At 64.8% G+C, this 24,473-nt stretch carries 20 protein-coding genes and 2 tRNA genes; 16 read left to right on the top strand and 6 right to left on the bottom strand.

The features are described 5' to 3' along the window. Positions 1-2 precede the first annotated feature (2 nt). On the bottom strand, positions 3-140 hold the full coding sequence (gene rpmH, locus HDC94_RS02305) for a 50S ribosomal protein L34 (RefSeq protein ID WP_022881903.1): 138 nt from the start codon (positions 138-140) through the stop codon (positions 3-5). Positions 141-408: 268 nt separating this feature from the next. On the opposite strand from rpmH, the gene dnaA reads away from it, so the two are divergent. The 15 genes from dnaA (at position 409) to HDC94_RS02230 (ending at position 19,733) form a co-directional block, all read left to right on the top strand. Continuing rightward, entirely contained in the window at positions 409-1,812 is a 1,404-nt protein-coding gene (dnaA, locus tag HDC94_RS02300; RefSeq protein ID WP_179494501.1) for a chromosomal replication initiator protein DnaA, read from the top strand. A gap of 362 nt (positions 1,813-2,174) precedes the next feature. Then, positions 2,175-3,320: a DNA polymerase III subunit beta gene (dnaN, locus tag HDC94_RS02295; RefSeq protein ID WP_179494499.1), complete on the top strand. Its 1,146-nt coding sequence runs from the start codon at positions 2,175-2,177 to the stop codon at positions 3,318-3,320. Positions 3,321-3,342: 22 nt separating this feature from the next. Then, positions 3,343-4,227 (top strand): phosphogluconate dehydrogenase (NAD(+)-dependent, decarboxylating), encoded by an 885-nt coding sequence (gene gnd / locus HDC94_RS02290; protein ID WP_179494497.1) that lies wholly within the window; start codon positions 3,343-3,345, stop codon positions 4,225-4,227. Positions 4,228-4,232: 5 nt separating this feature from the next. After that, the gene (recF, locus tag HDC94_RS02285) at positions 4,233-5,393 is read left to right on the top strand and encodes a DNA replication/repair protein RecF (RefSeq protein WP_179494495.1); all 1,161 of its coding nucleotides are present in this window, start codon (positions 4,233-4,235) and stop codon (positions 5,391-5,393) included. Next, positions 5,390-5,884, top strand: a complete 495-nt coding sequence (locus HDC94_RS02280; protein WP_179494493.1) for a DUF721 domain-containing protein — start codon at positions 5,390-5,392, stop codon at positions 5,882-5,884. The genes recF and HDC94_RS02280 overlap by 4 nt, the downstream gene beginning before the upstream one ends. Before the next feature lie 166 nt (positions 5,885-6,050). After that, positions 6,051-8,039: a DNA topoisomerase (ATP-hydrolyzing) subunit B gene (gene gyrB / locus HDC94_RS02275; RefSeq protein ID WP_179494491.1), complete on the top strand. Its 1,989-nt coding sequence runs from the start codon at positions 6,051-6,053 to the stop codon at positions 8,037-8,039. Between the two features lie 32 nt (positions 8,040-8,071). Then, entirely contained in the window at positions 8,072-10,648 is a 2,577-nt protein-coding gene (gene gyrA / locus HDC94_RS02270) for a DNA gyrase subunit A (RefSeq protein WP_179494489.1), read from the top strand. Beyond that, complete coding sequence (locus HDC94_RS02265; RefSeq protein WP_179494487.1) at positions 10,641-11,048, top strand: DUF3566 domain-containing protein; 408 nt, start codon at positions 10,641-10,643, stop codon at positions 11,046-11,048. Before gyrA ends, HDC94_RS02265 begins: the two co-directional genes overlap by 8 nt. 128 nt (positions 11,049-11,176) lie before the next feature. After that, a tRNA-Ile gene (locus tag HDC94_RS02260) sits at positions 11,177-11,250 on the top strand. A gap of 155 nt (positions 11,251-11,405) precedes the next feature. Beyond that, a tRNA-Ala gene (locus HDC94_RS02255) sits at positions 11,406-11,478 on the top strand. A gap of 323 nt (positions 11,479-11,801) precedes the next feature. After that, a complete protein-coding gene (locus tag HDC94_RS02250) occupies positions 11,802-12,602 on the top strand; it encodes a hypothetical protein (RefSeq protein ID WP_179494485.1) in 801 nt (266 codons plus the stop codon). Positions 12,603-12,631: 29 nt separating this feature from the next. Next, positions 12,632-13,870, top strand: a complete 1,239-nt coding sequence (locus tag HDC94_RS02245) for an alpha-hydroxy acid oxidase (protein ID WP_179494483.1) — start codon at positions 12,632-12,634, stop codon at positions 13,868-13,870. Between the two features lie 36 nt (positions 13,871-13,906). Then, entirely contained in the window at positions 13,907-14,755 is an 849-nt protein-coding gene (locus HDC94_RS02240) for a fumarylacetoacetate hydrolase family protein (RefSeq protein WP_179494481.1), read from the top strand. Further along, a complete protein-coding gene (locus HDC94_RS02235; protein ID WP_179494479.1) occupies positions 14,748-15,503 on the top strand; it encodes an SDR family NAD(P)-dependent oxidoreductase in 756 nt (251 codons plus the stop codon). Before HDC94_RS02240 ends, HDC94_RS02235 begins: the two co-directional genes overlap by 8 nt. A gap of 267 nt (positions 15,504-15,770) precedes the next feature. After that, positions 15,771-19,733, top strand: a complete 3,963-nt coding sequence (locus HDC94_RS02230; protein WP_179494477.1) for a cell wall-binding repeat-containing protein — start codon at positions 15,771-15,773, stop codon at positions 19,731-19,733. Positions 19,734-19,811: 78 nt separating this feature from the next. On the opposite strand, the gene HDC94_RS02225 is transcribed toward HDC94_RS02230, so the two are convergent. Further along, positions 19,812-20,285, bottom strand: coding sequence for a cupin domain-containing protein (locus HDC94_RS02225; protein ID WP_179494475.1), 474 nt, complete (start codon positions 20,283-20,285; stop codon positions 19,812-19,814). 94 nt (positions 20,286-20,379) lie between these two features. Between HDC94_RS02225 and HDC94_RS02220 the strand changes: the two genes are divergently transcribed. Next, the gene (locus tag HDC94_RS02220; protein ID WP_179494473.1) at positions 20,380-21,312 is read left to right on the top strand and encodes an arginase family protein; all 933 of its coding nucleotides are present in this window, start codon (positions 20,380-20,382) and stop codon (positions 21,310-21,312) included. Here HDC94_RS02220 and HDC94_RS02215 read toward each other — a convergent pair. The 4 genes from HDC94_RS02215 to trxA all read right to left on the bottom strand — a co-directional run bounded on the left by HDC94_RS02215 (position 21,309) and on the right by trxA (position 24,439). After that, positions 21,309-21,830, bottom strand: a complete 522-nt coding sequence (locus HDC94_RS02215; protein ID WP_179494471.1) for a hypothetical protein — start codon at positions 21,828-21,830, stop codon at positions 21,309-21,311. The genes HDC94_RS02220 and HDC94_RS02215 overlap by 4 nt on opposite strands. Continuing rightward, a complete protein-coding gene (locus HDC94_RS02210; protein ID WP_179494469.1) occupies positions 21,827-22,174 on the bottom strand; it encodes a hypothetical protein in 348 nt (115 codons plus the stop codon). Before HDC94_RS02210 ends, HDC94_RS02215 begins: the two co-directional genes overlap by 4 nt. Continuing rightward, positions 22,171-23,955 (bottom strand): TIGR03767 family metallophosphoesterase, encoded by a 1,785-nt coding sequence (locus HDC94_RS02205; RefSeq protein WP_179494468.1) that lies wholly within the window; start codon positions 23,953-23,955, stop codon positions 22,171-22,173. The genes HDC94_RS02210 and HDC94_RS02205 overlap by 4 nt, the downstream gene beginning before the upstream one ends. 103 nt (positions 23,956-24,058) lie before the next feature. After that, positions 24,059-24,439 (bottom strand): thioredoxin, encoded by a 381-nt coding sequence (gene trxA / locus HDC94_RS02200; protein WP_179494467.1) that lies wholly within the window; start codon positions 24,437-24,439, stop codon positions 24,059-24,061. Positions 24,440-24,473: the final 34 nt, after the last annotated feature.

Here is a 24,473-nt window from a genome sequence, read left to right as displayed (position 1 = left end):
TACTAGGCGGAGAGTTCGGTGCGACCCTTGCGACGACGAGCGGCCAGGATGGCGCGACCGGCGCGGGTGCGCATACGAAGGCGGAATCCGTGTACCTTCGCACGACGCCGATTGTTCGGCTGGAACGTTCTCTTGCTCATAGTGATATCTCCAAAGCGCAGCGGGAATCCGCAGAATGTGGCCCTCCGGGCCGGAAGTCAACTGATTAAAGCTACGTGCTTAAGCCGACCGGGTCAAACGTTCACTGATTATCCACATGTGAACAGACTGGGGTTGGAAACCATGGCCTGTGGAGAACTAAGGTAAAGCCAGCCATCTGCCCCGGCGGATGAGGCCAACTATAGGTTGTCCGTCCCCCCACAGCGGTGGATAACCATGTGAATAAACGCTTGAGGATGTAGGGCAGACATGTCGGATGAATCGGACCCGACCCAGGAGATCTGGCGCTCCGTGCTGGCTCGCCTCTCCTCGGACGAGCGGATCACACCGCAGCTCATGGGATTCGTGAACCTGGTCGAGCCCAAGGGCATCATGGGCGGAACCCTCTACCTCGAGGTGCCCAACGAACTCACCCGCGGAATGCTCGAGCAGCGCATCCGCGTTCCTCTCCTGAATGCGATCGCCGGACTCAGTGACGACCAGGAGGTCATCAACTTCGCGATCGTCGTGAATCCCGACATCCAACAGGATTCCCTCGAGCAGGCGCCCGACCTCACCGAGCAGGCCGCGTACATCGAACCGACGATCGTGTCGGATGCCCGGCAGTCCGGTCGCTCGGATTCGCGTCTCAACCCCAAGTACAACTTCGACAACTTCGTCATCGGTGGGTCCAACCGCTTCGCACATGCTGCAGCAGTGGCCGTGGCCGAAGCGCCGGCCAAGGCTTACAACCCCCTCTTCATCTACGGCGACTCCGGGCTCGGCAAGACCCACCTCCTCCACGCGATCGGCCACTACGCCGAGAGCCTCTATCCGGGCATCCGCGTTCGCTACGTGAGCTCGGAAGAGTTCACCAACGACTTCATCAACTCGATCGCCAACAACCGGGCCTCGGTATTCCAGTCGCGCTACCGCGAGATCGACATCCTTCTCATCGACGACATCCAGTTCCTCCAGGGCAAGGACTCGACCCAAGAAGCCTTCTTCCACACCTTCAATACACTGCACGACCACAACAAGCAGGTCGTGATCACGAGCGACCTGCCCCCGAAACACCTGACCGGCTTCGAGGATCGGATGCGTTCGAGATTCGAGTGGGGTCTCATCACAGACGTCCAGGCACCCGACTTGGAGACGCGCATCGCGATCCTCCGCAAGAAGGCGCAGAGCGAGAAGCTCCAGGTTTCGCCCGACATCCTCGAGTACATGGCCTCGAAGGTCTCGTCGAACATCCGTGAGCTCGAGGGAACTCTCATCCGCGTCACGGCATTCGCGAGTCTCAACCGCCAGCCGGTCGACATGGCCCTCGTTCAGACTGTGCTCAAGGATCTGATCACGCTTGACGAGGACAACGTGATCGCGCCGGTCGACATCATCAACCACACTGCGGAGTACTTCAAACTCACGGTCGACGACCTGTACGGGTCATCCCGTTCCCAGGCCGTGGCAACGGCACGACAGATCGCCATGTATCTCTGCCGGGAGATGACGAATCTCTCGTTGCCCAAGATCGGTCAGCTGTTCGGCAACCGCGACCACACAACCGTGATGTACGCCAACAAGAAGATCACCGAACTGATGAAGGAGCGCCGCTCCATCTACAACCAGGTGACGGAGTTGACGAGCCGGATCAAGCAGAACAACCGCGGCTAAACCGGGCGCGCACCATACCCGATTGTCTACCCGTTTCTTCACACTGTGGACAACCTGTGCATAACTGTGGAGACACGCTGAGCGGCCTGTTGATGACGGACGGGTTTCTGTGGAAAACGAATTGCGTTCATTGATGAACTAAGTTCTATCCCCACGACGTCCTACTGCTCGTCAACATCTCACACGGTTGTAGTTTCCAGTGTTGACGCGGGCCCGAGCGGGTTACTCACAAGTTCCACAACGGTTAAGAATGTTGTCCCTAGAGAGAAGAGAAATTTCAGGGGATAACCCTTGGGGACCGAGCGACACCCTCCTGTGCAAGTATTAACGCCCAGACCATCGAACGGGTGAGGGGTGTTTCCGTGAAGTTCCAGGTCAACCGTGACGTCTTCAGTGAAGCCGTCTCCTTCGCCGTCAAGCTTCTCCCCCAGAGAACGACGCTCCCCATCCTGAGTGGTGTGCTCATCGAGGCCACCGCAGAGGGGATCACACTCTCGTCGTTCGACTACGAGGTCTCTGCGCGAACGCAAGTTGCAGCCCAGGTCGATGAGGCTGGCACTGCCTTGGTCTCCGGGCGACTTCTCGCCGACATCGCCAGCCGGCTTCCGAGCGCCCCCGTGACGTTCTCGACCGAAGATGGTCGGATCGTCGTCAGCTGCGGCTCGGCGAACTTCACCCTCCTGAGCATGCCGGTCGAGGAGTATCCGACCCTGCCCGAGGTGTCCGAGAACTCAGGACTCCTCAAGGCAGAGGATTTCGCAGCGGCCATCTCGCAGGTCGCGGTCGCAGCATCCCGCGACGACGTGACTCCCGTCATCACCGGAGTCCAGCTCGAGGTCTCCGAGAACAGTCTTTCTCTCGTGGCCACCGACCGGTACCGGGTCGCGGTCCGCGAGATCGAATGGGATGCCGGCGCCTCGGGCATCGACCAGGCCACCGCTCTCGTTCCCGCCCGCACCCTCACCGAGATCGGCAAGACCTTCGGACACAGCGGCACCATCTCCGTTGCGATCACCAATTCCGAAGAACGCGAGCTCATCGCGTTCCAGGCGGACAACAAGACCGTCACCTCACTCCTGATCAAGGGCAACTTCCCCCCGGTCAAGCGCCTCTTCCCCACCGACGTCGACAACTACGCCGTGCTCAACACCGCAGAGCTGATCGAGTCGGTGCGTCGTGTGTCCCTCGTGCTCGAGCGCGAGGCCGCACTGCGATTCACGTTCACGATCGACGGGCTCACCCTGGAGGCCATCGGTTCCGAGCAAGCCCAGGCATCCGAATCGATCGACGCGTTCCTCACCGGATCCGACACCGTCGTCTCCCTCAAGCCGCAGTTCCTTCTCGATGGTCTCGCGTCGGTGCACTCCGAGTTCGTGCGCATCTCGTTCACGAAGACCGAGAATCCCAACAAGCCCGGCCCCGTTCTCATCACCAGCCAGTCCTCGAAGGACCAGCCGGGTGCCGACAACTACAAGTACCTCCTGCAGCCGAACCTCCTGCTGCGCTAACGACTACTTCGAGGAATACCTGATGCACATCGGAATTATCGGGCTCGGCAAGATGGGCAACAACATGCGTGCCCGTCTGCGCAAGAACGGCGTCGAGGTCACCGGCTTCGACCCCAACGCGGATGTCACGGACGTGCCCGATCTCGCCGCGCTCGCGGCCGCGCTTCCCGAGCCCCGTGTCGTCTGGGTGATGGTGCCATCCGGCAAGATCACCGATGACGTCATCCACCAGGTCTCCGAGGTGCTCAGCCCCGGCGACCTCGTCATCGACGGTGGCAACTCGCGGTTCACCGACGACGCTGTCCATTCTGAGTTCCTCGCGGGCAAGGGCATCCGGTTCATCGATGTCGGTGTCTCGGGCGGAATCTGGGGTCTCGAGAACGGTTACGGACTCATGGCCGGCGGCGAGGCGAAGGACATCGAGTACGCGATGCCCATCTTCGACGCGCTCCGACCAGAGGGACCGCGCGACGAGGGATTCGTGCATGCCGGCAAGATCGGTGCCGGGCACTACGTGAAGATGGTGCACAACGGTATCGAGTACGCGCTCATGCAGGCGTGGGCAGAGGGCTATGAACTCCTCGAGAACCGTGACGATCTCGTGCACAACGTCCCAGGAACCTTCAAGGCCTGGAAGCGTGGCACCGTCGTGCGGTCGTGGCTACTCGATCTGCTCGTGAAGGCGCTCGAGGAGGATCCGGACTTCCACGAGATCTCAGGGTACGTCGAGGATTCGGGCGAGGGCCGTTGGACCGTCCACGACGCACTCGACCGTGCCGTTCCGGTTCCCACGATCAGCGCGGCGATCTTCGCCCGGTTCGTCTCACGCCAGAAGGATTCGCCCGCGATGAAGGCGGTGGCTGCTCTTCGCAACCAGTTCGGTGGGCATGCTGTTCGCAAGAGCTGATTCGCGTGTTCGTCACGCACCTCACTCTCTCCGACTTCCGTAATTACACGTCTCTTGACGTCGAGTTGGTGCCCGGTCCGAATCTGTTCGTCGGCAGTAACGGGCAGGGCAAGACCAACCTGGTCGAGTCGCTCGGCTACCTGAGCACCCTCGGTTCACACCGGGTCTCCAGCGACCAGGCGATGATCCGCCAGGGTCAGGACACCGCGATCATTCGCGCACGTCTCGCCCATGATGGCCGTGAGTTGTTGGCCGAGGTCGAACTGAACAGGTCGTCGCCCAACCGTGCACAGGTGAACCGCTCCCCCATCAAGACTCGAGAACTGCCCCGGTACTTCTCGAGTGTCCTCTTCGCGCCGGAAGATCTCGCGCTCGTGCGGGGCGAGCCTTCGGGTCGCCGTCGGTTCATGGATGAGCTCCTTGTCCTGCGGGCACCGCGCATGAGTGGGGTGATCGCGGACTATGAGCGCGTGCTGCGCCAGCGCAACACGTTGCTCAAGTCGGCACGGGCATCCGGTGTCAAGGAGAGCCAGCTGGGCACACTCGAGATCTGGGATGACCGGCTCGTTGGACTCGGAACCGAGCTGATCCGCGCCAGGGCGCAGCTTGTGTCGGAGCTCGCGCCCGAGGTGACGCGCGCATACGGCGCAATCGCCGGTGCCGATCATGCCGCAACACTGTCGAGCCAGCTGAGCATTCTCTCGAGCAACCCGGACTCCGAGGAGAACGAGGCGACGGCCACCGTGCACGACGTTCCGTCGGTCGATCGGGTGACCACCGATTTCAGAAATTCGCTCGCGCGCCTTCGGCGCGCTGAACTCGACCGAGGCGTGACGCTGGCGGGTCCCCATCGTGACGACCTCGTGCTGGGACTCAACGGGATGCCGGCGCGCGGCTACGCGAGCCACGGTGAGTCGTGGTCGTTCGCTCTGGCGCTGAAACTCGCGTCGGCCGCTGTCCTTCGGCGCGAGTCATCCTCGGGCGACCCGGTGCTTGTGCTCGACGACGTCTTCGCCGAGCTCGACGAATCACGCCGGTCGCGACTCGGGGCGGCTGTCGCGGATTTCGAACAGGTTCTGATCACCGCTGCCGTCTTCGATGACGTGCCGGCGGAACTGGCCACACACGTCGTGAGGATCCGTGCGGGTGAGGTGGTCGACGAATGACGGATGCGCCCGAGCCGGAACACGTGTCGGTGTACCTGCGGTTCCGCCGGATCTTCGGCGACCCGTCGATGCGATCATCAACGGCGAGAAAGCGCCGCGAACGTGTGGATGGAGCAACCGTCCCGTTCGGTGAAGGGCGTGATCCCCATGGTCTCGGCGATGTCATGGACGGGCTCGCCTCCAAGATGGGATGGACCTCTCCCCTTGCGCAGTCCGACCTCCTGTCGTCCTGGACCGAGATCGTGGGTGCCGAGACTGCGGAACACGCCAGACCGGTCGGGATCGAGGACGGCGTTCTCACGATTCAGTGCGACTCGACGGCCTGGGCCACCCAGCTGCGTCTGATGCGTTCGCAGATCACCACAACCATCGCCACCGCGTTCCCGGAAGCGGGCATCCAGTCGGTGAGGTTTGACGGGCCGGGTGTTCCTTCCTGGAAACGGGGCCCCAGATCAATTCCAGGCCGCGGTCCACGCGATACCTATGGATAGGTAGTCAAATCTGGTCACCCCGTCTAAGAAATCTCGCGAGAGGGGCGTCTAGGGCCGATTGCTCCCGCGAATTTGGTAGAATGGAGTCGTCGTCGGGTCTCGCTCCAGTGGGAGCCATCCTGCCCGAATGACATGCGCGAGAAACCGGCAGGAGCCACACTTCGATATGACAGATCCGTCCCCCGAGAACCTGCCAGAATCCGGCCTCACCAGCAGTCACGTCGATAGCGATTACGGCGCAGACCAGATCCAGATCCTCGAGGGTCTCGAAGCTGTTCGCAAGCGGCCCGGTATGTACATCGGTTCGACCGGTCCCCGCGGACTTCACCACCTTGTGTATGAGGTTGTGGACAACTCGGTGGATGAAGCGCTCGCCGGCTACTGCGACACCATCTCCGTGACACTACGGCGCGACGGTGGAGTGCGCGTTGCGGACAATGGTCGTGGCATCCCGGTCGACATCAACAAGCAGCAGAACAAGTCGACCGTCGAGGTCGTCATGACGATCCTGCACGCCGGTGGAAAGTTCGGCGGCGGCGGATACGCCGTGTCTGGTGGTCTGCACGGTGTCGGCATCTCGGTCGTCAACGCGCTGTCGCGCGAGGTGGACACCGAGGTTCGTCGCCAGGGCCACGTGTGGCGGATGAGTTTCGAGAACGGTGTTCCCACCGCTCCGCTCGCCCAGGGCGAGGCCTCGGATGAGACCGGAACTACCCAGACGTTCTGGCCGAACCCCGACATCTTCGAGACCGTCGAGTTCGACTTCGAGACGCTGCGCGCGCGCTTCCAGCAGATGGCGTTCCTCAACAAGGGCCTGCGCATCACGCTCACCGACGAGCGGGGTGAGGAGGAGACATCCGTCAGCTACATGTATGAGCGCGGTCTTGTCGACTACGTCGAGTACCTCAACCGGGCCAAGAAGAACGACCTCATCCACCCGGACGTGATCGCCTTCGAGTCGGAGGACACCGAGCGTCACATCTCGCTCGAGGTCGCGATGCAGTGGACCAACGGCTACACCGAGAGCGTCCACACCTACGCGAACACGATCAACACCCACGAGGGCGGAACGCACGAAGAGGGCTTCCGCGCTGCGCTCACCACACTCGTCAACCGCTACGCGCGCGAGAAGAACATCATCAAGGAGAAGGACGAGAACCTTTCCGGTGACGATGTGCGCGAGGGTCTCACCGCGGTCATCTCGGTGAAGCTCGGCGAGCCGCAGTTCGAGGGTCAGACCAAGACGAAGCTCGGCAACACCGAGGCGAAGGCGTTCGTGCAGCGTGTCGCGGGCCAGCAGCTCGCCGACTGGTTCGACCGCAATCCCACGCAAGCCCGCGACGTGATCCGCAAGGCGATGCAGGCAGCGGCCGCGCGTCTCGCCGCGCGCAAGGCGCGGGAGAACACCCGCCGCAAGGGACTGCTCGAATCGGGTGGCATGCCCGGCAAGCTGCGCGACTGCTCGAGCAACGACCCATCCCTCTCAGAGATCTTCCTCGTCGAGGGTGACTCGGCAGGCGGTTCGGCTGTGGCCGGTCGTAACCCCGAGTTCCAGGCGATCCTCCCCCTGCGCGGCAAGATCCTCAACGTGGAGAAGGCGCGGCTCGACCGGGCACTCGCCAACAACGAGGTGCAGGCGATGATCACGGCGTTCGGTGCCGGAATCGGCGAGGACTTCGACCCGGAGAAGGCCAGGTATCACAAGATCGTGCTGATGGCCGATGCCGATGTCGACGGCCAGCACATCACGACGCTCATCCTCACGCTGCTCTTCCGCTACATGCGTCCTCTGATCGACGCGGGGTATGTGTACCTCGCGCAGCCGCCGCTGTACCGAATCAAGTGGTCGAACGCCGAGCACCAGTTCGTGTTCAGCGATCGTGAGCGCGACGTGCTCGTCGCGGACGGCCTGGCCGCGGGCAAGCGCCTCCCGAAGGACAGCGGCATCCAGCGCTACAAGGGTCTGGGCGAGATGGACTACTCGGAGCTGTGGGAGACGACGATGGATCCCGCGACACGCACGCTGCTTCAGGTCACCCTGGATGACGCGGCCGCAGCCGACGAGATCTTCTCGACGCTCATGGGCGAGGACGTGGACCTGCGCAGGAGCTTCATCCAGCGCAACGCCAAAGACGTTCGCTTCCTGGACATCTGATCTCGAGTTCGATCGAAAACCGAAAGTAAAAAATGGCTGACGAAGAAACTCCCGTGGAGCCCACGTTCGAGAACGCGCCCGTCGACGACAGGCACGACAAGATCGACCAGGTAGATCTCCAGCTGGAGATGCAGCGCTCCTACCTCGACTACGCGATGAGTGTCATCGTGGGTCGTGCGCTTCCGCGCGTCGAGGACGGACTCAAGCCCGTTCACCGCCGCGTGATCTACGCGATGTACGACGGTGGATACCGTCCGGACAAGGGCTTCTCCAAGTGCACTCGCGTCATCGGCGAGGTCATGGGACAGTTCCACCCGCACGGTGACTCGTCGGTGTACGACGCGCTCGTGCGGTTGGTCCAACCGTGGAGCCTGCGGTACCCGCTTGCGCTCGGCCAGGGAAACTTCGGTTCAGCGGGCAACGACGGTGCGGCCGCCCACCGGTACACCGAGACCAAGATGGCCCCCCTCGCCATGGAGATGGTCAGGGACATCGACGAGGAGACCGTCGACTTCCAGGACAACTACGACGGACGCACGCAGGAGCCGGTCGTGCTCCCCTCGAGGTTCCCCAACCTCCTGGTGAACGGCTCGGTCGGTATCGCGGTCGGCATGGCAACGAACATCCCTCCGCACAATCTGCGCGAGGTCGCTGCCGGCGCCCTGTGGGCGCTCGAGAACCCGGATGCCTCGCGCGAGGAGCTCCTCGAGGCGCTGATCCAGCGCATCAAGGGCCCGGACTTCCCGACCGGCGCGCAGATCCTCGGAGTCAAGGGGATCCAGGACGCCTACCGCACGGGTCGTGGCTCGATCACGATGCGCGCCGTCGTGACCGTCGAGGAACTCCAGGGTCGCACGTGTCTCGTGATCACCGAGCTGCCGTACCAGGTCAACCCCGACAACCTCGCGCTCAAGATCGCCGAGCTCGTGAAGGAGGGCAAGGTCGGTGGCATCGCGGACATTCGTGATGAGACCTCCGGCCGCACCGGCCAGCGACTCGTGGTCGTGCTCAAGCGCGACGCCGTCGCGAAGGTTGTACTCAACAACCTTTACAAGCACACGCAGTTGCAGGACAACTTCGGTGCCAACATGCTCGCGATCGTCGATGGCATCCCGCGCACCCTCGCGCTGGACGGATTCATCGGCCACTGGATCGACCACCAGCTCGACGTCATCGTGCGCCGTACCCGGTTCCGTCTGCGCAAGGCGGAGGAGCGGATGCACATCCTCGTCGCCTATCTCAAGGCGCTCGACGCGCTCGACGAGGTCATCGCGCTCATCCGCCGCAGCGCCGACGCAGAGGCGGCCCGCGACGGACTGATGGAACTGCTGACGATCGACGAGCTGCAGGCACGCGCCATCCTCGAGATGCAGCTGCGCCGGCTCGCCGCACTCGAACGCCAGAAGATCGTCGACGAGCACGCCGAGCTCGAGCGTCTCATTGCGACGTACCACCACATCATCGAGACGCCTGCCGAGCAGCGTCGCATCGTGATGGAGGAGCTGCAGGAGATCGTCGACCGCTTCGGCGATGACCGTCGCACGGAGATCCTGTTCGGGTTCGACGGCGACATGAGCGTCGAGGACCTCATCCCCGAGGAGGAGATGGTTGTCACCGTCACCCGCGGTGGCTACATCAAGCGCACGCGCAGCGACAACTACCGCAGCCAGCACCGCGGCGGTAAGGGTGTGCGCGGAGCCCAGCTGCGAGCGGATGACGTGGTCGAGCAGTTCTTCGTGACGACGACGCACCACTGGCTGCTGTTCTTCACCAACACGGGCCGGGTCTACCGCGCGAAGACCTACGAGGTGCAGGAGGCTGGCCGAGACGCGAAGGGCCAGCACGTCGCGAATCTCCTGGCGCTGCAGCCGGGGGAGGAGATCGCGCAGATCCTCGACATCCGCGACTACGAGGCGGCGAAGTACCTCGTACTCGCGACCCGTGGTGGCCTGGTGAAGAAGACCGCGCTCGCCGAATACGACACCAACCGCTCGGGCGGCATCATTGCGATCAACCTCCGCGAGGAGGACGAGCTGGTCTCGGCGATGCTCGTCGACGAGGACCAGGACGTGCTGCTCGTGTCGCGCAAGGGTATGTCCATCCGGTTCACGGCGACCGATTCCGCGATGCGTCCGATGGGCCGGAGCACCAGCGGCGTGAAGGGGATGGACTTCAGGGCGGGCGATGCTCTGCTCGCGGCATCCGTCGTCAGCGACGAGGGCTACGTGTTCGTCGTGACCGAGGGTGGCTACGCCAAGCGGACCGCCGCCGACCAGTACCGGGTACAGGGTCGGGGTGGTCTCGGCATCAAGGTCGCCAAGCTCAACGACGACCGCGGTGACCTCGCCGGTGCCCTGATCGTGGGCGAGGAGGACGAGGTCCTTGTGGTTCTTGCCAGTGGCAAGGTGGTACGCTCGTCTGTCGCTGAGGTTCCGGCCAAGGGCCGTGACACCATGGGCGTCGTGTTCGCTCGATTCGCCGACGAAGACAGAATCATCGCGATTGCTCGCAATAGTGAGCGGAATCTGGACAATCAGGACGCGGATGACGGTGCCGAAACTGGCCCGGCAGCCGAAGCCACTGGGAAGGACGAATCAGTAGATGAGTAGTGTCGCGGAGAAGCTGCAACGCAAGTCGCAGCGCACGGTGGCCACCAAGCAGGTGCGCCTCAAGCTCGTGTACATCGACTTCTGGTCGGCAGTGAAGTTCTCGTTCCTCGTCGCGGTGTGCCTCGGCATCATCCTCGTCGTGGCCACAATCCTGCTGTGGATCGTGCTGAACTCGACCGGCATCTTCGGTTCGTTGAACGACATCATGAAGGACATCCTGGGCAACCCGGAGTTCGACATCGCATCAGACTTCTCGCTCGGCCAGGTCGCCCTGTTCGCGATCGTCGTCGCCCTACTCAACACTGTCGTTGGCACTGCGCTCGGTGCGATCGCGGCACTTCTGTACAACTTCAGTGTTCGTATCACCGGTGGACTGCTGGTGGGCTTCACGAACAACTGATCCGTGGGCCGAGCGCAGCTCGGCACCGGATCAGATCGAGTGATCGCGCCTGCCGCGCGATCGTATCGAGATCTACGGTCCGATTAGAGGAAACCGGGCGGGTGCGATACTCTCGTATCTGCCTTTCCGGGGGTATAGCTCAGGCGGTTAGAGCGCTTCACTGATAATGAAGAGGTCCCAGGTTCAAGTCCTGGTACCCCCACTGGAATCTCCACAAGAGATTCCTCCCCTCACAACTAAATGCTGGAATGCGCGACCCCCTCGCTAATTCGGGTGGAAGCCGGTTGGGCCGGGCGCTCGCGCGCGGCCGGGCCAACCCCACGTACGCCGGAGAGGCGCCGGCGTACCAGCCAACACGGGGCCTTAGCTCAATTGGTAGAGCGCCTGCTTTGCAAGCAGGAGGTCAGGAGTTCGATTCTCCTAGGCTCCACAAACGAAGAAGACCCCACCATCGGTGGGGTCTTCTTCGTTTATCAAGTGCAGCGAATCGAACTGGGCCCACGCGCCGCAGTCCGCCGGGCGGCGAAGCCGTCTGGCGGCGGCAAAGCGGGGATTCTCCCTAGAAACCATTCGGTCGCCGACCACCGGTCGGCGACTACCAGCGCCTACCTCAACCTAGCCCGCCGACCAAAGGTCGGCGACAACCAGCGCCCAGCCCACCCCACCCCACCTGCACCCCCCCCAACCTGCTACCCTCACCCCCAGGCGCCCGCACCGCTATCCTGATCTCAATTCCCCGACGAAGGAGCACGCGTGGCCGAGCGCAAGAAGCCGACGAAGAAGGTTGTCCGGGTCGAGTCGACGCCGGAGGCGCGGGCCGAGACCGCGTCGGGGTGGAAGCCCACCCCCGAGGCGAAGAGCAAGGCCCTGACCTTCCGGATCATCGCGATCGTGCTCTGGGCGCTCGCCATCGGCGGTGAGGCGTTTGAGATCTTCTGGGTGCTGCGCCAGTCCCCACCGAACATGTGGCTGCTCATCGGAGGACTCGTCGTGATCGCCGGGCTCGCGATCGGTGGTTCGTTGCTGTGGAAGCAGGCGAATCGTCTGGACCCGGCATCCCGTGAGAACACGACCCGCTTCTTCATCCAGAACCAGCTGGGCGCGATCATCACAGTCGTCGCGTTCCTTCCGCTGATCATCCTGATCTTCCTCAACAAGGACATGAGCGGCTCGCAGAAGGGTGTCGCGGGCGGCATCGCGATTGTCCTTCTGCTCGTTGCGGGCTTCCTGGGGACGTCGATCAATCCGCCGTCTACCGAGCAGTACGACGCCGAGACCAACCAGGTGGTGGAGATCACAGGCCAGAACCTCGTCTTCTGGACGAAGTCCGGCAAGGTGTTCCACCTCTGTGAGGGTGCTTCGGCCGTCAACCTCGAGTCGCAGGACAACACGATCTACTCGGGCACTGTGGCCGATGCTCACGCCGCAGGCAAGGAGCGCTTGACGCTCCAGGTGGACCAGGAGATCGACCAGTGCGGCTTCGAGGCTCCGGCGGTCGACGAGGAGACGTCGACCGATGTGGACAGCGACCCGGACGCCACGCCTGCTCCGTAGTTCCGCATGGCGTCCGCTAACGTGACCGGATGACCGCTCGACAGTTTCCGAATCCGCGCACGTTGTTCGAACTGATGAAGTTCAAGCGCCCGACGTTGAGCGCGCGCACACGTCGGCTCGAGTCTGCGCTCACAATCCATGACCTGCGTCTGGTGGCGAAGCGACGCACTCCTCGCGCTGCTTTCGACTACACGGATGGTGCGGCCGAGGCTGAGCTCTCGCTGCACCGGGCACGGCAGGCCTTCGAGGACATCGAGTTCCACCCGGGCATCCTGCGGGATGTCTCGAACGCAGACACGACAACGACGGTGCTCGGTGGCACGTCCGCCATGCCGTTCGGCATAGCTCCCACAGGATTCACCCGCCTCATGCAGACGGAGGGTGAGACAGCGGGCGCCGGCGCGGCGGGGGCTGCTGGCATCCCGTTCACCCTGTCCACCCTGGGCACGACGTCGATCGAGGATGTCGCGCGCGCGAACCCGCACGGCCGTAACTGGTTTCAGCTCTACGTGATGCGCAACCGCGAGATCTCCTTCGGGCTTGTGGAGCGCGCACGCGCCGCGGGGTTCGACACCCTCATGTTCACCGTGGACACCCCGGTCGCGGGCGCACGCCTGCGCGATAAGCGCAACGGGTTCTCGATTCCACCGGCACTGACGCTCGGCACCGTGATCAATGCCATTCCGCGGCCGTGGTGGTGGTTCGACTTCCTGACCACTCCCCCTCTCGAGTTCGCGTCGCTGTCGTCAACGGGTGGGACGGTGGGCGAGCTCATCGATTCGGCGATGGACCCGTCGGTGAGTTTCGAGGATTTGGACACCATTCGTGAGATGTGGCCGGGCAAGCTCGTGGTCAAGGGAGTGCAGACGCTTGCCGATTCCGTGGCGCTCGTCGATCGTGGCGTGGATGGCATCCTGCTCTCGAACCACGGGGGCCGACAGCTCGATCGGGCGCCCATTCCGTTCCACCTCCTGCCCGAGGTAGTCCGCGAGGTCGGCGCTGATGCGGAGGTGATGGTCGACACGGGCGTGATGAACGGGGCGGACATCGTGGCATCCCTCGCGCTCGGGGCGAAGTTCGCGCTCGTGGGTCGCGCGTACTTGTACGGACTGATGGCCGGGGGACGGCCGGGCGTCGATCGCGCGATTGAGATACTTTCTTCAGAGGTCATACGTACGATGAAGCTCCTGGGTGCGCGCTCGATCGACGAGCTCGAACCAGGCCACGTGACCCAGTTGCGTCGAATGGTGCCGGTGCACTCGGCCTGATCGGCGCAGCTGACACCAGAATCCGAAGGACACATCATGAAGTTCGCGCGACTTGGCGCAGTGGGCGCAGAGCGCCCCGCCCTCTTCTCGGAGGGTTCGTACCTGGACATCTCCGAATTCACCGATGAGATCAACGGGGAGTTCCTGGCGTCGGGCCGTGTCGAGAAGGTGCGGGCTGCGGCATCCGCCGGGTCGCTACCCCCGCTCGACATCGCTGACTCCGAGCGGATCGGCGCCCCGATCGCGAGGCCCGGCGCAGTGATCTGCATTGGCATGAACTATGCCGCACACGCCGCAGAGTCCGGCTCAGCGCCCCCCACCATTCCCATTCTGTTCCTCAAGACCCCGAACACCGTGGTCGGCCCGAATGACACCGTCGCCATTCCGCGCAGGAGTGTCAAGACGGACTGGGAGGTCGAGCTCGGCGTTGTGATCGGCTCGCGTGCCTCCTACCTCTCCGACCCGTCCGAGAGCATCAAGCACATCGCGGGGTTCGTTACGGCCAACGACCTGTCCGAGCGCACCTTCCAGCTCGAGGAATCCGGCGGTCAATGGTCGAAGGGCAAGTCGGCCGCGGGCTTCAACCCGACCGGGCCGTGGCTCGTGACGCCTGACGAGGTCGACTACCGCAATCTCCGGTTGCGTTCGTCGGTGAACGGTGAGGCACGTCAGGACTCGACGACCGCAGACCTGATCTTCAACGTCGACTTCCTCATCTGGCACCTCAGCCAGTACATGGTTCTCGACCCGGGAGACCTCGTGCTCACAGGCACGCCCGAGGGCGTCGCGCTCTCCGGACGCTTCCCGTACCTGAAGGCCGGCGATGTGTGCGAGATCGAAATCGAAGGCCTCGGTCGCCAGAGACAGGAGTTCGTCGATGCCTGATGCAACGGAGTTCGAGGGGCTCGTCGCCATCGTCACGGGAGGCGCCCAGGGGATCGGCGCTGCGATCGCCGATCGTCTTGCTGCCGGCGGCGCAACGGTGGCGGTGCTCGACCTCAACGACGGCGGAAGCGAGCACCTGTGGGTGCGCGCAGACCTCGGCGACGACGCCTCGGTCCAGGCCGCGGTGACCGAGGTGGCCGAGCGACTCGGCAGGATCGATATCGTCGTCAACAACGCCGCCATCAGTTCGATCGGTACTGTCGTGGACAACAGCGACGAGGACTGGGCCCGGGTCCTGAGCGTGAATGTGACCGGGATTGCCCGCGTTGCGCGCGCGGCGATGCCGCACCTGCTCGATTCGCCCGCGGCATCCATCGTCAATCTCGGGTCGATCGCCGCGACGGCCGGCCTGCCCCAGCGCGCTCTCTACAGTGCAGCCAAGGGCGCAGTGCTGGGCCTGACCCGAGCCATGGCCGCCGACCATCTTGCCGAGGGCATCCGTGTGAACTGCGTCAACCCCGGCACCGCGGACACCCCCTGGGTCGCAAGGCTCATGGATGCAGCAGACGACCCGACGGCGGAGCGCGCTGCCCTCGAGGCCCGCCAGCCGCACGGCCGCTTGGTGCGACCCGAGGAGATCGCCGACGCGGTCGCGTATCTCGCGAGCCCCCGCTCGGGGTCGACCACGGGTACCGCTATCGCGGTCGATGGCGGGATGCAGGAGCTGCGGCTCCGCCCGCGTTCCTAGCGAGACCCTCTTGCGCCCCGTGAGGGGTCGCTTCAGCGCGCCATTTTCACCCCCAATCGGGGGCCAGACCCTTGTGGTCGTAATACGTCAATCGTATGATGTGTGACATTACGACTCATTCGAGTCGGCGAGTCCCTCGCCCCACGGTGTCGTGGGTCCGGTGCCAATGGTGGCTCCGCGCGAGCGGGATCGTCTCTCGTAGACACAAGAGGACCACCAATGAAGCTAGGTTCAAGAAAGTTGGCGTTGCTCGCGGCCGGTGCCGTGTTGGCGACTTCCATTACCGTCGCGCAACCAGCGTTCGCCGATACGTCGACGATCTACGTTGCGCCGGGTGGATCGGGCAGCGTGTGCTCGGTTGCGGCACCCTGTTCCATCGAAGGCGCGCAGGCGTATGTCCGTACCTTCGAGGCGGCACCCGCCGGCGACATCACCGTGGAGGTTGCCGATGGCACCTACACCGTTGACGAGACCCTGATCTTCCGCGAACCCGACGGAGGGCGCGAGGGCAGCACAGTGCGCTGGACCGCTGCGGCCGGCGCCAAGCCGGTGTTCACGGGAGCCACGCCGGTATCCGGCTGGACCGTGCACGACGCGGCCAAGAACATCTACGTCGCAGACACTCCGGTCGGGCTCGACACCCGGCAGCTCTACGTGAACAAGGTGGCTGCCCAGAAGGCAGCCTTCCGCGTCACCAACAACGCCTACATCACGTTCACGTCGTCGGGCATGACGATCAACAACGCGGCGCTGGAGTTCCTCAACACCCTGCCGGACCAGGATCGCCTCGAGTTCGAGAGCCGTGGCGACTTCACCAACCGGTACTCCCCTGTTGCGAGCATCGCCAACAACGTGGTGACCATGGAGCAACCGTCGTGGAACAACAACACGTGGGGCTGGGACACACCGCAGAACTCGTTCCTCGCGGCATCCAGCTACTTCTTCAACAACTCGCTCGCCTTCGTTGACGAGGTCGGCGAGTGGTACATCGACCCCGAGGAGGGCAAGCTCTACTACAAGCCCGGAGCTGGCGTCGACCCGAACACCCTCGACGTGGAGCTTCCGAGGCTCGAGGTGCTCGCGAGCATCGGTGGCACGTACGACGCCCCGTTGACCAATCTCGAGTTCAGTGGAATCACCTTCACGGGAACATCGTGGCTCGGCCCGACGGCCGACGGCTACGCCACCCAGCAGAACGGGTCATTCATCAAGGACAACTACTCGTACCGGCCCGCCGATGCCTTCACCTCCTGCTCTCGCGGATGCGAGCAGTTCGAGCGTGCCCGCACGTCGTGGTACCAGCAGCCCGCAGCGGTGCAGGTCTCCGCGGCGAGCAACGTCACGTTCAGCGACAACACGTTCGTGAACCTCGGCTCGTCGGCGCTCGGCATCGGTAACGACACCAACGCGGCACTCTCCGGTGTCGGCCTGGGTGCGAGCAACATCCACGTCGACGGCAACCTCTTCACCGAGGTCGGCGGACATGGCGTATTCGCGGGCGGAAACCGTCCGGATGCACACCACCCGAGCGACGTGCGGATGACCAACAAGGACATCTTCATCACCAACAACACGGTCAACCGCGCAGCCTTCGAGTACAAGGACAACTCGGGCATCCTCACCACCTATGTCACGAACTCGCAGATCGTGAACAACGAAGTCTCGAACGTCTCGTACGACGCGATCGACACTGGCTACGGGTGGGGGATGAACGACGAGGGCGGCTCCGGCGAGTACACCAACCGCGGCTACTACAACTGGAATGAGCGCTACACGACGCCCACGACCCTCAAGGACAACCTGGTCGCCAAGAACCTCGTTCACCACTCCAAGGCGAAGTTCAGCGACGGTGGCTCGATCTACAACCTGTCGGCGACCCCGGGTTCGGTGACCGAGCGCAACTACCTCTACAACGCGGGCGGCGTCGGCCTCTACGCCGACGAGGGCACACGCTACGCCACGTACCGGCAGAACGTGCTGCAGGGAACCAACCCCTGGTACTTCAACAACTCCTACGGTGCGACGAACACGAGCAACAACACGATCACGGGCAACTGGTACAACTCCGGTGGCACGTCGATTCCGAACCAGTCCTCGAACAGCATCACCCTCACGGACAACGTCTCGGTGTCGGGTACGAACTGGCCGAGTGGCGCTCTCACCGTCATCTGTGAGGCAGGTGTTGCTCCCGAGTTCCGCACCCACTTCAACGCGAATCTCGTATCCGAGAATCCTGCGTGCGGCGACAGTGGCCCGATCTCGGCGCCGTACTTGACGACCGCCGGGGGAGCGACAAGTTCGTTCTTCGGCCAGGTGGGAGACAGCTACGGCATCCGCGCAGCAGGTGCGGATGTCTGGACCAACGACGACGATTTCGGAGCGATCTACGAGCCGGACTCGGTCACTTCGGGTACGGCTGTGTCGGCTCGCGTCGACTCGCTCAATGACACGAACGCGAATGCCAAGTCCGGCGTCATGATCCGAAACGACATGACCCAGCAGGACGTCTCGCCCGGCTACGCGATCCTCGCGGTGACCCGCAGCGCTGGCGTTGTCTTCCAGTGGGACTCGAACGGAAACGGTCGCATCGACGGGTCGGCCACCGCCAGTGCCGATCTGTTCCGTGCCATCTGGGTGAAGCTCGTGCGTGATGGCGACCAGGCCAGGGCGTACTACTCCTACGACGGTGCCAACTACATCCAGGTGGGAACGGCCATCACCCTGACCGGTGCCACCGCCGTGCAGGATGGCGGAATCTTCTCGAGCTCGCACAACGCCACCCAGTCGGCGGTCAACATCTTCAGCGACCTGAAGATCGAACAGCCCAAGCCCGAGGTCGCGGTGGTGGTTGATCCCGCGGCCGCAGACGGGCTCGCGGGGTGGTGGACCGGGCCGGTGACGCTGACCGCTGAAGGAACCGTGGGTGCTGGTGCTGCGGACGTCGAGTACAAGATCGGCGACGGCGAGTTCGCTCCGTTGACCCAGCCGCTCGTCATCTCGGACGAGGGGACCTCCGTCGTCACCTTCCGTGCCGTGGACGACGAGGGCACCACGTCAGACGAGGTGGTCAAGACCATCACGATCGACAGTGTTGCCCCCGCCGTGTCGTCGACGCTCGCCGACCGTACGGTCACGATCGAGGCATCGGATGCCACGAGCGGCGTCGCTCTCGTCGAGTACCGGCTGCCGGGCGACCCCGACGCGCAGTGGACCGAGTACACCGGGCCGCTCACCATCGGACCCGCGGCCGAGACTGTCGAGTTCCGGGCTACGGACGTGGCAGGCAACGTGAGCGACCTCGGTAGCCGGAACGTTCCGGGAGCGGAGATCGCCGTCGATCGTGTGGCAGGCGACAACCGCTACACGACGGCTGTGGGCGTATCGGAGGAGTCGTACCCGGATGGCGCGGACATCGTGTTCGTCGCGAATGGCCAGACCTACCCCGACGCCCTGTCGGCTGGTCCGGCGGCCGCCTTCGCCGGTGGACCGCTGCTCCTCGTGCCAACGGACTCCGTTCCGCAGGCGGTGACGGACGAGATCAACCGTCTCAACCCCTCGCACATCGTGGTCGTCGGTGGCACGCCCTCGGTCTCGGCCGCGGCATACAACCACCTCGACGGGCTGCCGGGCACGATTGAGCGGATTGCCGGTGCCGACAGGTACGAGACATCCCGCCTGATCGCGGACAGCATCTTCGGGGATGAGGGCGCCACGACCGCCTACATCTCCACCGGGCTCAACTTCCCGGACGCCCTCACGGGTGGAGCGGCTGCGGGTGCGCACGATGCACCGGTCATCCTCGTCAACGGGGGCAGTGCAGACCTGACGTCGCAGACGGCGGATCTCCTCGACAGCCTCGGCGTCGAGACGATCAAGGTGCTCGGAAGCAACGTGAGCGTGTCGGACGGCATCCTTGCCGACCTGCAGGCGATCGCCACGACCGAACGCCTCGCAGGCCCCAACCGCTACGAGACCGCTCGGGCGATCAATGCCGACGCGTTCGAGTCCGCGGACCGGGTGTTCCTGTCGACGGGCACCAACTTCCCCGACGCGCTAGCAGGCTCCGCCTGGGCGGGATCCGTGGGAGCGCCGCTGTTCGTCGTGCAGCCCACCTGTGTTCCGCAGGGCGTGCTCGATGACATCGAGGCGTTGGGTGCAACGCAGGTCACGCTCCTGGGAGGCGAACCGTCGCTGAGCGCGGAGGTTCGACTGCTCACGCCCTGCGCGTAAGTAGCAAGGGAACACGGTGAGGCCGTCCCGATGCCGCGAATGCGAGCATCGGGGCGGCCTCAGCCGTGTCCCGAAGGCTCAGCTGTCGCAGAGCGCGAGGTCGGTCTGGGCGAGAGGCTGCCCCTCCTCGATCACATAGGTGACGAGCAGCACGACGTCAGCATCACTCTCGTTCACGCCCTGGTGCACGTAGCCCGAGCCCTCGATGATCGACTGGCCCGCCGTGTACACGTGCACCCCATCGGGGTAGGTCGGGGCATAGTGCGTGAAGGTGCCCTCCTCCACAACGGCCACCAGCTGGCCAGCGTGGCAGTGCTCGCCGGTACCAGCGCCCGGGGCGAGCGTGATGCGCCGGAACACCACCTGCGTCGGGCCATCGACATCGACGTCGACGCCGTCGGGCTGCTCCCCGGCGCCGAGCTCCTCGACGGCGACGGGCACGGGGGATGCAGCCGGCGTCGGGGTGGCCACGGGTGCTGGGCTCGCCGCGCACCTCGAGAGCACGGCGGCGCAGGCGAGAAGAACAAGGGCGGAGCGTCCGAGAGGCGGCATGGGCTCATCCTGCACCACGCGTGGCTCGGGCAGTGCGGCGTGCGCCGCGCGGCACGAAACACGGAGGCAACGCTGGGGACGTAGCATCCGGATCATGGATGCCGCCTCCCTGACCCCCGTCGGAACCCTCTTCGGTGTGCCCGCCACCCGTGACCTCACCGGCAGCAGTGTCGCGGTGATGGGCGTGCCCTTCGACATGGGGTACCACCCCACCAGGGTGGGCGCGCGGAGCGGCCCCGCCCACGTGCGCACCCACTCGGCGCTCGTCGCGGAACACCTCGACGGGTTCGGCGTCGACATCCTGGAGGAACTCGGCGTCGTCGATGTGGGCGACGCCGACGTCCTGCCCGGCGATGTGGCCACAAGCTTCACCGCGGTCGAGGCCGCTGTGGGCGAGATCGTGGCGGCGGGCGTCACCCCGCTGACCTTCGGCGGCGACGGTGCCGTGACCCTGCCCCAGCTCCGCGCGCTCAAGAAGCACCTCGGTCGCGACTTCGCGATCCTGCACTTCGACGCCCACACCGACGCCTACGACGGCATCTACCCGTACGACTACAACAACGCGAACACGTTCATCCACTCGGTCACCGAGGGCATTGCCGATCCCGCGGCCTCCCTGCATGTCGGCATGCGCGACACCGAGTTCCGAGGTGTACCGGGCGTCAACCAGACCGCGCGTGACCTCGGCTACGAGGTCATCACGATGAACGAGCTCACGGCGATGGGGGTGCCGGCGCTCCTCGAGCGCATCCGCGAGAAGTTCGCTGGTGTGCCCATCTACCTCTGCTGGGACATGGACGTCTTCGACCCGTCGGTCTCCCCCGGTGTCGTCACTCCGTCGTGGGGTGGCATCACCGCTCGCGAGGGTCTCGACATCCTGCGTGGCATGCGCGGCCTGGACTTCGTGGCGTTCGACATCAACACCGTGAGCCCGCCGCATGACCACCTCGGCATCACGGGCAGCCTCGCTGCTCAGGCCGCCATGGAGTGCCTCTTCCTCGCAGCGGAGCGACCGCGCAAGAGCTAGCTGCGCTGAAGCTTCACCCATGAGCTCAGCACGAGAACGCCCAGCACGCCGAACACCAGCCAAGTGGCCACGGATGCCGCGACCCCCGTCACGAGCAGGCCGAGAAGCAGCGCCGCCACCCAGGCCACCACGCACGCAAGTACCACGCCGAGAATGGCCAGCACGTGACGCACCGGCGTGCGACGGAACGCACGGAAGCCATCGAGTGGGTCACCCGCGGCACTGGCGGGAACGACGAAGAGCGCGAGCACGAGACCGACGAGCGCGAGCGGAGGCAGGAGTACCGACAGCACGGCGGTGAGAACCACGGCGGCCGCCACCCACGCGAGGCCGCGAACGGTCCACGCGCGGGTGACCACGCTGAGCCCCGCCCACGTGGCCACGATGAGTGCCACCACCGAGACGACGGTGAGCGCCACGAATCCGAGATCGCCAGTCGGCACCGGATCCCCGAGCACGAGCAGGCCCTGGACCGCGGCATGGGCCACGACGATCGCGGCGAGCAACAGCGGCCTCACGAGGCTGGCCGCATCGCAGCATCCAGGACGTCCTGGATGACACCGGTGAAGAGGGTCTCCGTGCCAACCTCGATCGTGAGGCTCGCCTGGTCGTCCGCCGTCGACGTGACGGTGATGGCCTCGCCGTCGACGGTCTCGCCTTCGCAGGACACGGCCTTGTCGTCGGAGACCGAACAGACCGGCGCGGTCAGGATCGGCACCTCGCGGTCGACGAGCACGTCGATGGCCGCGTACCGCACGTCCGAGAGACGGTTGCCTCCCACCGGCGCGATGGCGGCGACCTCCGAGCACCCTGCCAGGGCGAGCGCTGCGAGAGCAACAACTCCGAGAACGAGCGGTCTCACGAGTCGAGTCCCTTCTCGTACGCGGTAATGCGGGCACGCGCTGCCATGTGCTGCGACTCGAGCGCGGCATCCGTGATCGTCGAGAGATCGAACGGCGCCTTCACGAGCAGTTCGGTGTTGCGGTCGAGCGGCGACCCGCGCCGCATGAGCGGGAAGGCCGCCCAGTCGTTGACGGCCAGTTCGCGGCTCTGTGCCGCGAGGTCCAGGTAGGACCCGCTGGATCCTGGCACCACGGGCGAGGCGTGATCCACCACCGTCGTGAACAGCGAGAGCGTGCCGTCGCGGTTGTCGACGAGCTCCACGACCTGCTGCTGCTGGGGGAAGTCGATGCACGACGCCGTCGTCACTTCCCAGAAGCCGCCCTTGGGCCCCGGGTGGGCGAGGATCTGGTTGAGGTGGGTGTGACCGTTGAGCCAGCCGACCACGACCGGGAACTCGAGGAGCAGATCGATGAACTCCTCGGCTCCATGGAGCACCTGCTCCTGTCCCGGGCGCTGCGCCCGGTTCTCGAGAGTGAGCGAGTTGTGGTGACTGAAGATGAGCGCGAGCTTGTTCTCGGCGGTCGCGGCCTTGAGTTCCCGCCGTAGCCACTGGAACTGCACGTCCGGCACGGCGCCATCCGGGCCAGCGACCTGATTGCACGTGTCGAGCCCGAAGGCGCGGATGCTCGGGGTGAGGTCCGCCTTCCACCACGTCTCGCCCGTCTCCAGGTTGTGCTTGGTGAAGCCGTGGCCGACCGGCCCTGGCGTGCTCTCCGTGAGGAAGTGCTGCGCCATGAAGTCGACCTGCTCGAACAGGAACCGTTCAGGGTCGGCGGGCACCGGCAGGAACCCAGGCCGACCGAATTGCAGACCGAGCGCGTCGACCGCGCGTTGCAGCGGGCTCGCCGTCGACGCATAACCGTTCAGGGCCATGGATGCCGTGCCCTCGAGTGAGTACGATTTCTGACCACCCACGGCCAGTGCCTTCAGTTGCGAGCTCACATCGAAGGTTCCGAGCAGGAGCGTGTCGTGGTTCCCGTAGACGGCGTACCAGGGGGCGGGCATCCCGACCGAGGCGATCGGGGTGCGGATCGCGTCATCCAGCAGGCTCGGAAGTCTCGGGAACCCGTACTCGCCGAAGGGGCCACCGGCCGGGTCGCCCGGACGATACGCCCACACCGCCTCGGCCCAGGCCTGCACTCCCGTGTAGGTGTCGCCGATGTCCGCCGTCGGATCGACCGGCACCCCATCGAGCAGGTCGATGTACCAGCGAAGCTCCTTGTGCGAGTGCATGTCGGCGCTGTCGCCCGTCACGATCGCAGCGCCCATGGGCGCTCCCGTGAGCGGGCTGTACCGCAGGTCGGAGAACGCCTTGACCATCGCCGCCGTGACGTGCGGACTCAGGGGATCATGCGGGTGGAAGGCGCTCGCCCACGCGGAGTGGTCCTGCACGATCATCGGCTCGATGCGACCGGGTGACTGCGCCTCGATCACGTGCATGTCGGAGAGGTGCGCCATGTAGAGCAGCGAACGGCGTGCGGTCGCCCGACTCGAGCCCGGTGCGGAGCCCAGCACGTCCATGCGTGGGATGTATGCCTCGCCTGGTCCCGCGACGAGCGACCGGTACTGACGGGAGACGACCTTGCCCTGCAGCACCGTCTGAAGCAGGGTGCTCGGCGCGTCGACGGCGGGCGTCGCCGCGGAGGCGAGAGTGCGCCCGAGGGGATCCAGTTCCAGGCCGGTCGCAGCAGCGAGCGCGGTCGTTGCGGCAAGAAACTGGCGTCGGGACAGTCCGGGCATCATGCTCCCTGGGCGTGGGATGTCGGGTCATCGTCTCCCGCGAGACACCATCATCATGGCAGCGGCAGCCCCACCGCGGAATCACCCACTCCGAGGGGAGGACCTAGCTTTCGGTGTCCGCGGCAGCAACCTGTGCCGCGACCTGCTCGCGCACGGCGTCCATGTCGAGGCCCTTGACGCCGTCGATGAGCTGGTCGAGCTGCGCCTGGCCCAGGGCGCCGGGCTGGCGGAAGACGAGGATCCCGTCGCGGAACGCCATGAGGGTCGGGATCGAGGTGATCTGCAGGCCCGAGGCGAGCTCGCGCTGGTCCTCGGTGTCGATCTTGCCGAAGACGATGTCGGCATTCTGCTCGGAGGCCTTCTCGAAGATCGGCCCGAACATCCTGCACGGCCCGCACCACTCTGCCCAGAAGTCGAGCAGCACGATCTCACCGTCGGTGATTGTCTCGCTCAGGTTGTCGATGGTGATCTCTCGCGTAGCCATGCCGCCATTATCCCCCGGTCGCCTCAGAGGACCC

It is taken from the genome of Leifsonia sp. AK011, assembly GCF_013410945.1.
In the GTDB taxonomy this organism is placed as follows: Bacteria; Actinomycetota; Actinomycetes; order Actinomycetales; family Microbacteriaceae; genus Rhodoglobus.
Note: the sequence above shows the minus strand (reverse complement) of the source record. Positions and strands in the feature narration are given on the sequence as shown.